We start from the raw sequence: 12,796 nt of genomic DNA, 5'->3' as shown, positions 1-12,796 counted from the left end.
AAATGCGCAATGGCGCCGGTGTAGCTCAGTCGGTAGAGCAGCTCATTCGTAATGAGAAGGTCGGGGGTTCGATTCCTCTCACCGGCACCAAAACTTCCCCAATATGCTGATTTTATTAATTAAGTCAGCATGCAGCTCCCCTTTTATACTTACATTAAGCGTTTTTAGCCATCTCCTATTTTAAAGAGTCTCCTCATTTAAGAGGGCTAAAGCTGAGAAGAGCCTGACCGATATAAATTGATGAGTATCAGTCAATTTTTCCATCAGACTCAATAATCAGGATAAGAACATGAGGCCAAGAACACGAATTCTAGCGATAACATTTGCGGCGAGCTTCCCATTTACCGTATTTGCTGACGAACCTGGCTTTTTTGCTGGTCTTGATGTGAGTGGAGGAACCGCCCATGGGCGCTCAAGCACCAAAGACGGCGGAGGTAATCCCTTTACCAATACGCCCGGGGCTGGAGGAAAGGTTGATCATGTGAAGTTCAAGGACACCACCGGAATTGGTGGGCATATAGGCTATCGGTTTACCGACTCGCCGTTATCTGCTTTTATCAGCTACCAGCATATACGTGGCAAGCTCGGTTGGGATGCCAGTTACTCATTGTTTCCCGGTGCGGTGTCCAGCTTTGATGCGACAGCGACTAGCAATATTCTGCTGGGTAACATTGCATACGACTGGCGACTCACCGAGCTTACTTCGGTCAGAGCTTCAGTGGGACTGGGCGTAGCTTATAACGCTTTGTCCAACATTACAGAAACCGATAAGCAAACAGGACAATTTGGCAGCAAAGTATCCAACCATAGAGAGGCCAACCCAGCAGCCCAGTTTACAGCCGGACTTAGACACAAGGTATCCCCTAACATCGTTCTGGGAGTAGATGCATTGGTTTCCTATACTGGTGGATTCGAAACAGGCGATACCCGTAGCGGCAATTTAGGTGTTACAAGGATTAATGCTTACAAGATAGATGATGTCTGGCGAGCCAATGTCGGAGCATCGCTTACATTCAGCTTCTAAGCCGCCAAGAACAAAGACTCGTTCTCAGCTCTGGGCCATGACAATTGGAAGTTGTCCATCCAGTTCCCAGCTTCATCCTCTCGGCCGCATCACATTAATTTAAAGGGCTCCTTGGAGAAGCCTTTTTATGACGAGCTTAATATCAATCAACCACTTTGCCTATGCGGGGATGCGGCCCACTTTTTCTTCCCTTGCCCATACGCGATGGGCAAGCAAGGCATCCGCGAAACGGTCCTGTATTGCACTGAAGTCCTTGGCCTGCAACAGGCCTTCGTCCTCGTCCAGATTGAGCGCTTCCGTCAAGCTGGCACCATTCCCTGTCAGCACTATCGGCTTCAAGTGCTTGAATGCCTCGAGGATGTAGTGCATCGCTTCGCCGTTGTTCAACAATGCCGAGCTGTCTCGAATATCCGGCACCACTACCGCGTCATATAGGATCGAAGGCTCTCCCTTGATCGACCCATCCACCTCGATGTATTTGCCGTCGCTGGTTTTGATTGGCGCAGAAGATGGTCCGAGAAATTGCAGCGTGATGTTGTGCTTTTTCGTCCAGTCGGCGATTGGCTGGACCGCTTTGCCCGAAACGCCGTCGAATACCAGGGCGGCGATTTTCTTGCCTTGCAGGTCGTCGGGCGTCCGTTTCGATTGGCTCAGCGCCGGGGATTGCTTCAATTTAAACTCAGGCACTTTAATGCTCGGCCCTTTAGGCGGAGGAATGCCCAGCTTCTGGGCAACGGTGCCTGCCAGGTCCAGGTCGATATTGGACAGGATCTCGTTGATGACTCTCTCCCGGATATATTTCCTCTTCACCTTGCCGAGCTCGAAGCTGTAAGCCTCTGCAACGTGCTGTTGCTCGGGGGCGCTCAAGCTCTTGTAAAAAAGCCTGGGTTGGGAGAAATGGTCTTTGAACGACTCCGACCTTTCCCTGACCTTATGCGCATCCACGCGCTCGTAATAGCTTTCGAAACCTCCATCCTTCGCCGCCGGCGGCGTCTCTTGCGGCCATCCTCCGTCGATCGAGTTTGGCTCGTAGGAGGCCTGGCCCTTGTGGATGGTCGTCCTGTGCAATGCGTCGCGCTGGTTGTTGTGGAAAGGGCATACCGGCTTGTTGATGGGGATTTCATGGAAGTTGGGACCGCCCAGCCTGCTCAGTTGCGTATCGGTATAAGAGAAAACCCGGCCTTGCAGCAGCGGATCGTTGCTGAAATCCAAGCCCGGAACGATATGGGCGGGACAAAAGGCCACTTGCTCTGTTTCAGCGAAGAAGTTATCCGGATTGCGGTTCAATACCAGCTTGCCCAATGGCGTAATCGGCACCAGCTCCTCGGGGATGATCTTGGTGGGGTCGAGGATGTCGAAGTCGAAGCTGTGCTCGTCTTTCTCATCGACGATCTGCACGCCGAATTCCCACTCAGGGTAATTGCCGAGCTCGATGGCTTCGTTCAAGTCGCGACGATGGAAGTCCGGGTCCTTGCCCGAAATCTTTTGCGCTTCGTCCCATACCAGCGACAGCACGCCTTGCTTCGGGGTCCAGATGAACTTGACGAACTTTGAGACTCCTTCAGCATTGATGAGCCTGAAGGTATGAACGCCGAACCCCTGTATGGTGCGAAAGCTTTTAGGGATGCCACGGTCCGACATTGCCCAGATCACCGCATGCGCCGATTCCGGCTGCAATGAGACGAAATCCCAGAAGGTGTCGTGGGCGGTGGCGCCGGTCGGGATTTCATTATGCGGTTCGGGTTTGACCGCATGGACGAAGTCGGGAAACTTGATGGCATCCTGGATGAAGAAGACCGGAATATTGTTTCCCACCAGGTCGAAGTTGCCTTCGTCGGTATAAAACTTCAGGGCGAAGCCGCGTACGTCCCGCACCGTGTCGGCAGAGCCCCTGGGACCCTGAACCGTGGAAAACCGCACGAAAACGGGGGTCTGCTTGCCCTTTTCGCTCAGGAATCCCGCCTTGGTCAGTGCGGAGTGGTCGGCATAGGATTCGAAATACCCATGGGCGCCGACCCCGCGCGCATGGACGATTCTTTCGGGGATGCGCTCATGGTCGAAATGGGTGATCTTTTCCCTGAGGATGAAGTCCTCGAGCAATGAAGGCCCGCGTGCGCCGGCCTTCAGGGAATTCTTGTTGTCCGCGATCTTGACGCCCTGGTTTGTCCTCAAGGCCTCGCCGCTCGCATCCGACTTGTATTGCTCAAGATCGCGCGTCTTGGCATTGGTGTTTTTCTTGTCTGGCGCTGTCGCGCCCGCTAGCTGGCTTTTCTCTTTCTCCGCAGTCTTCATGACTATACCCTTGTTTTGTGTAGTGGCATTACCTGCACTGTAGGGTCATATATCCAGGAGCGATGTAGGGAGATGGGAAAATGTTGTGTAGGAAAATGTAAGGAGAAGCTTGAGCAGCGATGGCAATGTGCCGTGGTTCAAGGACATCGTCCTTGTATGCAAACTTGCATGAAAAACAGGATTTCCTGCCGGTGTTTAGCCGCGTCCTTCAGGGTATCGAGCCGAGGGTGCAGCGGTGGCGCTACTGCTGGTTAAGTTGCTCCACCTGCTCTGCATATTCCTCGGTGGGCATGGGGTAGCCATATAGATACCCTTGCGCGGTCATGCAGCCTTCCGCGCGGACGAGGTCGAGCTGTTCGGTGGTTTCAACGCCTTCCGCCACCGTGACCACGTTCAGCCGCTTGCCCAGGTCGGCGATGGCCTTGACCACCGCGGCACAGTCGGAGCGGGTGACGGCGTCTCTCACAAACGAGCCGTCGATCTTGATCTTGTCGAAGGGAAAAACCCGCAGGTGGGCGAGGGACGAGTAGCCGGTGCCGAAATCGTCCAGGGCGATCCGCACGTCCGTGCTGCGCAATTGGCGCAGCTCCTCTATGCCTGTCTCGGCATGGTTGAGCAGCGCGGTTTCGGTGATCTCGAGTTCGAGGCGGCTGGGAGACAGGCCGGATGCGGCCAGGGCTGATTGCACCATGTCTGCCAGGATGCCCTTGCCGATCAGGTTGGCTGAAATATTGACGGCAACGCCGACCTGTTCTTCCCAGCGGGACTCATCATTGCATGCACGATGGATCACGAAATGGCTCAGCCGGCCGATCAGGCCGATCTGCTCTGCGACCGGGATGAACTCTTCCGGCGGAATCCAGCCACGCTGCGGGTGATACCAGCGCACCAGGGCTTCGCGGGTGGTGACCTGCCCGGTCTCGATGTCGATGATGGGCTGGTAGAACACGAACAGGTTCTCGTCATGTTCCAGCGCCATGCGCAGGCTCAACTCCAGGTAGTTATGTTCCTGGATGCGCTGTTCCATGTCCACGGAAAACATCTTGAACGTGCATTTGCCGGCTGCCTTGGCGGCGTAGAGCGCGATGTCCGCCCGCGCCAGCAACAGTTCCGCCGTGGCGCCGTGCTGTGGCGCCAGGGCAATGCCGATGGAGGCGCCGATGTTGACGTTGATATCTTCCCCGAGGTGGAACGGGGCCGTGATGATGTCGATGAGGGAAGCCGCCAGCGCCTCGGCCTGCCGGGGGGCGTTGTGCTCCATCAGCACGGCGAACTCGTCGCCGCCGAGCCGGCCGATGGTCTTGCAGCCGCCATGGCTGGCGGTGTACCTGCGGAACCGGTCGGCTACCTGCTTGAGCAGGGTGTCGCCGACAAGGTGCCCCCTGGAGTCATTGACCAGCTTGAATCCGTCCAGGTCGATGAACAATATGCCCACGCGGCTGTCCGGCGCCTGCAGGCTGTCCATCAGCTGTTCATAAAACCTGCCGCGGTTGGAAAACTTGGTGAGGGGGTCGTAATGGGCCAGTTGCAGGATCTGCTTCTCGGCCTCGACCTCCTTGGTGATGATCGCCCATGTCACCATGGGGGCGACATAGCGGCCCTCGTTGTCACGTACGGCGGATATGTGCACTTCCACGATTTCCGGGCCCAGCCGGATGCGGGAGGTATGCGGCAGGTTGGCAGGGTCGGCAAGCAGGCGCCGCCGGTATTGCGGAAACTTGTGGAAGGCTTCGATCGGGGCGCCGAGCAGGTTTTCCGCCTTGACCGGCAGCAGGTGCTCGATGCCCTTGATCAGGTCGATGGAAGTGGCGTTGGCGTAATCGATCCTGAAGGTATCGAGATCGATGGTCATGGCGGCGACTGGCATGTCGTCCAGCATGTGCAATAGTTTTTCCTGCTCGCGCAATTGCCGGCGCAGCTCGGCCTTGGCTGTGGTCATGCGGGCGAAGTCGCGGCTCTGGATCAGGATGATGATGACCGCGGCCACCAGCACGAGCAAAATATTGACCGCCATGGCCTTGAGCGCCAGCACATTGATGACGGCGAGGAAGCTGGTAAAGAAAACCGTCATGATGCCCGCCACGATCAACACGGCCGATGGCAGGTGGATCAGGCAGAATATGGTGCTGATCAGGGAAATGGCGAGGAAGAAGATCACCTGGCTTTGCGAGTAGGTGTCGCCATGGGTAAACAGGATCATGGCCCATGTCAGGAAGGCGAGGGTCATGATGGCAGCCACCCGGTTGGTGCGCCTAATTTCACGCAGGGTCTTTTCATGCGTGAGCGCCAGGTTGCGGTTGCGCCACCAGACCATGGTCCTGGCGATGCAAATGGCGCTGAGGAAGGCTGCAATGTAAAGCGTCATGCCGGTCGGGGCCGCGCCGATGAAGCTGATGGCGAGCACCCAGCTGTTGGCAACCAGGATTGAATAGGGCAAGGGAATGAAGTGCGATAGCTCCGTGTATTTGGCGTAAAGCAGTTCTGGGTTGTCTTCCGGGATGGCAATGAGCTGTTTTATGCGCGCAAGGGCATTTTTTACCATGGATGTTCTCCCTGGATTTGACAATTGTCTTGGGGGCGGGGCCGTTCTGGGTTTTTATGAGTCACAAGACTTTATCGTTCCTATGTGAGTGGCGCCTGATGCGTGCTCCATGCTGGTTCCATGATTGAATCCCGCGGCTGTTTCGCTGGCGCCCGAGTGCGCGTTCAAATGAAACGGACTACGCTTGCAGCGGTTATGGTGCTGCGCTGTCGCTGACCGGTATAGGAAGATCGTTTATTGATCGGCTAATCATCTTTATTTTTGCAAGGAAGGTTTGCATGCCGTTGCGTGCAAATGCGCAATGAACTGCCTGGGCGTCCTGCCCGATGCCGCTGGAATGTGGGCCGTTTGGCGGCCATGGCGGCGCAGGGATGATGCGTACCGGGGATTGCGTTGCTTGTGTCTTTCGCGCAAATGACGGGACAATATGCCACTGAGCGGCTAGCAAGCTAGGCGGACGATTGTTTATACTTAGGGTTTGAGCGCAATCGGCGCATAAACTGGATCTAGGGTTTTCATTATGTCAGTTCGTCTCGCCGGGGTTCCCGGAAAGTTTTCCCTGCTGCTGTTGCTTGGCAGCCTGTTGTCCGCGTGCGGCGGGTTCAGCGTCTGGCCGTTTGGCGGCGACGATGCCGATGTGCGCTCGCGCGGCCCTGCCGGCTCGACGGAATACCTCTGCGACAAGGGGCGCAAGTTCTACGTCAAGCTTGAGAACGCGGGCAAGGCGGCATGGCTGGTATTGCCTGACCGCGAAGTCCTGCTCAACAAGACCGAGGCCGGGCTTTACAGCAACGGCATCACCACGCTGGCGCTGGAGGGCGAGGCTGCCAAGCTCGATGACGGCTACAAGCACGAGTACAATAATTGCCAGGCCAATCTGCCTGCCAAGAAGTAGCGATGCACGACCGTGCAAGCCGCTCCTGGAGCGGCTTTTTTATTTTGCCTCTTTCAAATCGCAGCATTGCGCATCAATGCCCCCATTCGCAACCGGGGCATAATGGCAAAATTAAGCAACAATGTGGCAGTTTTGATTAAGCACAGCCTTAAATATCTCTGGAATAATTGTTGACTAAATCAGTCTGTCAAATGGATTCGTTATGGTAGTCGCGGCATGTTAGGCATAGTGAAAGTTGCGCTTAGGCGCCCTTATACCTTTGTGGTGATGGCGATCTTGATCCTGATCGCCGGCATTTTGTCGGCATTGCGCATGCCGACGGATATCTTCCCGGAAATCCGCATTCCAGTGATTGCGGTCGCCTGGCAGTATGCCGGCATATCGCCGGACCAGATGACCGGGCGCATCCTGACGACATTCCAGCGTTCGCTGACGACGACGGTCAACGACATCGAGCATATCGAGGCCAATTCCTATGCGGGCCTGGGCATCGTCAAGATTTTCTTCCACCCGGGCGTCAATATCGCCACCGCCAACGCGCAGGTGACGGCGATTTCGCAGACCATGCTGCGCCAGCTGCCGCCGGGCACCACGCCGCCGCTGATCCTCAACTACAACGCTTCCACCGTGCCCATCCTGCAGCTGGCGCTGGCCGGGCAGGGCCTGACCGAGCAGAACCTCGGCGACCTCGGCATGAACGCGGTGCGCACGCGCCTGGTCTCGGTGCCGGGCGCGGCGATTCCCTATCCTTTCGGAGGCAAAACCCGCCAGGTGCAGATCGACCTGGACCCGGACGCCATGCAGGCGCGCGGGCTTTCCGGGCAGGACGTTGCCAACGCGCTGGCCGCGCAGAACCTGATCCTGCCTGCCGGTACGCAGAAAATCGGCAGTTTCGAGTACACGATCCAGCTCAATAACGCGCCTTCCGAACTGGAGGAGCTGGGCAACCTGCCGATCAAGGTGGTCAACGGCGCGACGGTGTATATCCGCGACGTGGCGCAGGTGCGCGACGGCAACCCGCCGCAGACCAACCTAGTGCATGTGGACGGGGCGCGTTCCGTACTGATGTCGGTATTGAAGAATGGCGCCACCTCCACGCTGGCGATCGTGGACGGCATCAAGAGCAAGCTGGAGGAAATCAAGCCTACCCTGCCGGATGAGCTGGTAGTGCGCCCGATCAACGACCAGTCGATTTTCGTCAGCGCCGCGATCAAGGGCGTGGTGCTGGAAGGCTGCATCGCCGCCGCCCTGACCAGCATCATGATCCTGCTGTTCCTCGGCAGCTGGCGCTCCACGGTCATCATCGCCATTTCCATCCCCTTGTCCATCCTGGGCGCGATCGCCAGCCTGGCATTGATAGGGGAAACGCTCAATATCATGACGCTGGGTGGCCTGGCGCTCGCGGTCGGCATCCTGGTGGACGACGCCACGGTGACGATCGAGAACATCAACTGGCACCTGGAGCAGGGCAAGCCGGTCGAGCCGGCGATCCTGGACGGCGCGCGGCAGATCGTGACGCCGGCGTTCGTGTCGTTGCTGTGTATCTGCATCGTATTCGTGCCGATGTTCTTCCTCGAGGGCGTGTCGCGCTTCCTGTTCGTGCCGATGGCGGAAGCCGTGATGTTCGCGATGATCAGCTCCTTCATCCTGTCGCGCACGCTGGTGCCGACCATGGCCAAGTACTTGCTCAAGCCGCATGCGCCGCATACCGACCTGCACGGCAGCGATCATGCCTTGCCGCCGTCGCGCAACCCGCTGGTACGCTTCCAGCGCGGGTTCGAGGCGCGCTTCGAGCGCTTCCGCGAGGGGTATCGCGGCGTGCTGCTGTTGATGCTGGCAAACCGCAAGAAGTTTATTGTCGGCTTCATGGCCTTCGTCATGTTGAGCTTTGCCTTGGTCCCGTTCCTCGGGCGCAATTTCTTCCCCGAGGTGGACGGCGGGCAGATCCTCATGCACGTGCGGGCGCCGGTCGGCACCAGGCTGGAGGACACGGCGGCCAAGTTTGCCAATATCCAGTCCGAGATCCGCAAAATCATCCCTGCGCATGAGATTGAAACCATCGTCGACAATATCGGCCTGCCGATCAGTTCCATCAACCTGACCTACAACAATACCGGTTTGATGGGCGTGCAGGACGGCGACATCCAGATCGCGCTGACCAGGGAGCATCAGCCTACAGCCATGTACGTCAAGCGCTTGCGCGAGGAGCTGCCGCGCCTGTTCCCGGACGCGACCTTCACCTTCCCGCCCGCGGACATCGTGAGCCAGATCCTCAACTTCGGCTCCCCGGCGCCGATCGACCTGCAGATCCGCGGTAGCAACCTGCAGGCCAATTTCGATTACGCCAACCAGCTGGTCGCGGAAATCCGCAAAGTGCCTGGCATTGCCGACGTGCGCGTGCAGCAGTCGCGCCGCAACCCGGTATTGAATGTCGATATCGACCGTTCGCGGGCGCAGGAAGTGGGCCTGACCACACGCGACGTGACGAACAATATGGTCGTCACCTTGGCCGGCAGCAGCCAGGTAGCGCCCACCTACTGGCTCAACCCGGCCAACGGCGTGTCCTACCCGATCGTGATGCAGACGCCGCAATACCGCATGGATAGCTTCTCGGCATTGGAAAACCTGCCGATCAACGGCAGTGCGCCCACTACGACGCCGCAAATCCTCGGCGGCCTGGCCAGCTTCTCGCGCAGCAATTCCAACGCCCTGGTCAGCCAGTACGACATCCAGCTCATGGTGCAGATCAACGCCACCACCCAGGGACGCGACCTGGGCGCGGTGGCAAAGGATATCCGCCGCATTATCGACGCGCATGCCGACAGCGTGCCCAAGGGCTCCAGCGTCGCCCTGCTCGGCCAGGTCGAGACCATGGAGCATGCGTTCTCGGGCCTGTTGTTCGGGCTGGTGGGCGCGATAGTGCTGATCTACCTGCTGATCGTGGTGAATTTCCAGTCCTGGAGTGACTCCTTCGTGATCGTCAGCGCCTTGCCTGCCGCGATTGCGGGGATTGTCTGGATGCTGTTCGCGAGCTTCACGCCGCTATCGGTGCCGGCCCTCACGGGCGCCATCATGTGCATGGGCGTGGCGACGGCGAACAGTGTGCTGGTGATCAGCTTTGCGCGTGAGCGCCTTGCCGAGCTAGGCAACGCCACCCAGGCTGCGATCGAGGCAGGTTTCGTGCGTTTCCGCCCGGTATTGATGACGGCGCTGGCGATGATGATCGGCATGGCGCCGATGGCGCTGGGCCTGGGCGAGGGTGGCGAGCAGAATGCGCCGCTGGGCCGCGCCGTGATCGGCGGCTTGTTGTTCGCCACCGTCACCACCCTGATTTTCGTGCCGGTGGTGTTCAGCGTGGTGCATCGCAACTACCGCAAGCCTGTCGTAGAGAATTCGAGTTATGGAGAAGTCAATGTCATCTGATCTTAGGTCTACTGACCTTAGTGCGCCGCGTCGTACCGTACGCCGAGGCGGCCTGATCGTGGCCCTGGTGGCTGCTGGAATCGTGGTGTACGGTTTGTCGATTCGCGCCAAGGAAAGCGAGGCGCTCAAGGAGTGGACGGACGACCAGGCGGTCCCGTCGGTGACCCTGGTCAGCCCCCAGCAGGACAGCAGCGCACGCACGCTGGAGCTGCCCGCGCGGCTGGAAGCGTTTGCGCGCGCGCCCATCTATGCGCGCGCCAGCGGCTACCTCAAGCAATGGCATGCCGACATCGGCAGCGAGGTCAAGGCGGGACAGGTGCTGGGCGAAATTGAAACCCCGGACCTCGACCAGCAGTTGCTGCAGGCCAAGGCCGACGTCGCGACAGCCAAGGTGAATGCCGAACTGGCCGGCACGACGGCCAAGCGCTGGCAATCCATGCTGAACACCGATGCCGTCTCCAAGCAGGAAGTCGACGAGCGGATCGGCGATTACGCTGCCAAGCAGGCTATCCTGCAGGCCGCGCAGGCGAATCTTGACCGCATACAGGCCACCAAGGGCTTCACCAAGCTGGTGGCGCCGTTCGCAGGCGTCGTCACCGCGCGCTCCACCGATATCGGCGCCCTCATCAACGCAGGCGAGTCCGGCCAGCCGCTCTTCGTCGTGTCGGATACGCGCAAGCTGCGCCTGTATGTCAACGTGCCGCAGAGCTACGTGCCTGCAATCGGCAAGGGCGCCACGGCGAAAGTGACCATTCCCGGCCGGCCTGGCGTGGAGTACTCCGCCAAGCTGGTGGCGTCGGCGCAGGCCGTGGATGCGGCCTCCGGCACCACCTTGTTCCAGTTCCTGGTGCCGAATGAAGACGGCGAATTACTGCCTGGCGGCTTTGCACGCGCCAGTATCGAGCTGCCTGCCAGCGCCGCGACCTTGAGCATCCCTGCCAGCGCATTGATCGTGCGCCAGGACGGCGTGCGCGTCGCCACGCTGGACGAGCATGACAAGGTCGTGCTCAAGACGGTGACGATTGCGCGCGACCTTGGGAAAACCCTGGAAATCGGTTCAGGGATAGAGGCAGGCGACAGGCTGGTGGATAGCCCGCCTGACGATATCGCCGACGGCCTGCAGGTGCGGGCGCCTGCCGACGCCGGGGCAGGGGCCGCCAAGTCATGAGCATCAGGCAACACGTTCTGGCCTACGGCGTGATGGCAGCGCTGGCTGGGTGCTCTTTCGCGCCCGAGCTCAAGCTGCCGGAAGTGCCGGTGGCCCAGTCTTACAAGGAAGTGCAGCCCTGGGTGCCGGCGCAGCCTGCCGACCAATTGCCGCGCGGCGCCTGGTGGAAGCTCTATGGCGATGCCGAGCTCGATGCGCTGCAGGAAAAGCTGGTCGCGCACAGCCCGGACCTGTCGGCCGCATTGGCGCGCTACCAGCAGGCGCTGGCATATAGCGAGCAAGCCCGCGCCGGCTTGTTCCCCAGCCTCTCGGCCAACGGCCAGGCCGGGCGCAACCGCGTTTCCGAGCACCGCCCGCTGGTGCCGCCGAACGCCGTGATCCCGCCGACCTACTCGAATTACAGCATAGGCTTGCAGGCCAATTACGAGCTGGATCTGTGGGGCCGCGTGCGCGACACGGTCAAGGCCGGGGTTGCCGAGGCTGCCGCGATGGAGGCCGACCTGGAGTCGGTACGCTTGAGCCTGCAGGCGCAGCTTGCCGAGAATTTCATCGTGCTGCGCGGCCTGGACCAGCAACTGCATATCCTGGAAGAAACCGTGCAGGCCAACGACAAGGCCTTATCCATCACCAGGACGCGGCACGATGCCGGCATAGTGCCCGGGCTTGACGTGAGCCGCGCCCAGACCCAGCTGGAAACGACGCGCTCGCAGCTCGAGCAGGTCAAGGCGCAGCGCGCGGTGGTGGAGCACGCGATTGCCGCCTTGGTCGGCGAGTCGCCTTCCAGCTTCGCGATTGCCAGCAGGCAGGACGCCATCGCCTTGCCGCACATCCCGCTCGGCATGCCGTCCACCTTGCTGCAGCGCAGGCCCGACATTGCGGCGGCGCAAAGGCGCGTGGCCGCGGCCAATGCCAGCATCGGCGTGGCGAAGACCGCCTACTTCCCCGCATTGAGCCTGAGCGCGGCTTTCGGCTATCAAAGCGTGTCTACGGGCAATTGGCTCACTGCGCCCAGCAACTTCTGGTCCATCGGGCCGGGCATGCTGTTCCAGCTATTCGACGGCGGACGCCGCAAGGCCCAGGTGGCCCAGGCCGAAGCGGTGCTGGATGAATCCGGGGCACGCTACCGCGGCGTAGTGCTGGAGGCGTTCCAGCAGGTGGAGGACAACCTGGCGCGCCTCAACCATTTCCAGACTGCGGCAGATGCGGAACGGGCCGCCGCCGAGGCGGCGCAGAAATCCATGGAATTTGCGATGAACCGCTATCGCGAAGGCGCCGCCAATTACCTGGAAGTGACTGCGGCCCAGACCCAGGCGCTGGACACCCAGCGCGCCCTGCTGACGCTCAACGTCAGCCAGTTGCGCGCCAGCGTGGACTTGATCCGGGCCTTGGGCGGGGGCTGGCAACAGCCGCCTGATGTGGCGGATGCAGGCACGGCAAGCGTGAACTGATCCC

Annotated in this window: 7 protein-coding genes and 1 tRNA gene; 6 read left to right on the top strand and 2 right to left on the bottom strand. The window is 59.7% G+C overall.

Annotation, left to right across the window (positions count from 1 at the left end; genetic code table 11):
• Window positions 1-14 precede the first annotated feature (14 nt).
• A tRNA-Thr gene (locus ACJSDX_RS01585) sits at window positions 15-90 on the top strand.
• 199 nt (window positions 91-289) lie between these two features.
• Window positions 290-1,024: a hypothetical protein gene (locus ACJSDX_RS01580; protein ID WP_407993193.1), complete on the top strand. Its 735-nt coding sequence runs from the start codon at window positions 290-292 to the stop codon at window positions 1,022-1,024.
• A gap of 159 nt (window positions 1,025-1,183) precedes the next feature.
• Here ACJSDX_RS01580 and katE read toward each other — a convergent pair whose 3' ends face one another.
• Together katE and ACJSDX_RS01570 are read right to left on the bottom strand one after the other, a co-directional pair.
• Window positions 1,184-3,316, bottom strand: a complete 2,133-nt coding sequence (gene katE, locus ACJSDX_RS01575; RefSeq protein WP_407993192.1) for a catalase HPII — start codon at window positions 3,314-3,316, stop codon at window positions 1,184-1,186.
• A gap of 241 nt (window positions 3,317-3,557) precedes the next feature.
• Entirely contained in the window at window positions 3,558-5,858 is a 2,301-nt protein-coding gene (locus tag ACJSDX_RS01570; protein ID WP_407993191.1) for a putative bifunctional diguanylate cyclase/phosphodiesterase, read from the bottom strand.
• A 520-nt stretch (window positions 5,859-6,378) separates the two neighbouring features.
• On the opposite strand from ACJSDX_RS01570, the gene ACJSDX_RS01565 reads away from it, so the two are divergent.
• The 4 genes from ACJSDX_RS01565 to ACJSDX_RS01550 all read left to right on the top strand — a co-directional run bounded on the left by ACJSDX_RS01565 (window position 6,379) and on the right by ACJSDX_RS01550 (window position 12,792).
• Entirely contained in the window at window positions 6,379-6,753 is a 375-nt protein-coding gene (locus ACJSDX_RS01565; protein WP_407993190.1) for a hypothetical protein, read from the top strand.
• Window positions 6,754-6,969: 216 nt separating this feature from the next.
• A complete protein-coding gene (locus ACJSDX_RS01560) occupies window positions 6,970-10,176 on the top strand; it encodes an efflux RND transporter permease subunit (RefSeq protein WP_407993189.1) in 3,207 nt (1,068 codons plus the stop codon).
• Window positions 10,166-11,344: an efflux RND transporter periplasmic adaptor subunit gene (locus ACJSDX_RS01555; protein ID WP_407993188.1), complete on the top strand. Its 1,179-nt coding sequence runs from the start codon at window positions 10,166-10,168 to the stop codon at window positions 11,342-11,344. The genes ACJSDX_RS01560 and ACJSDX_RS01555 overlap by 11 nt, the downstream gene beginning before the upstream one ends.
• Window positions 11,341-12,792, top strand: coding sequence for an efflux transporter outer membrane subunit (locus tag ACJSDX_RS01550; RefSeq protein ID WP_407993187.1), 1,452 nt, complete (start codon window positions 11,341-11,343; stop codon window positions 12,790-12,792). Before ACJSDX_RS01555 ends, ACJSDX_RS01550 begins: the two co-directional genes overlap by 4 nt.
• Window positions 12,793-12,796 lie beyond the last annotated feature (4 nt).

It is taken from the genome of Methylobacillus draconifructus (genome assembly GCF_045984355.1).
In the GTDB taxonomy this organism is placed as follows: Bacteria; Pseudomonadota; Gammaproteobacteria; order Burkholderiales; family Methylophilaceae; genus Methylobacillus; species Methylobacillus flagellatus_A.
Note: the sequence above shows the minus strand (reverse complement) of the source record. Positions and strands in the feature narration are given on the sequence as shown.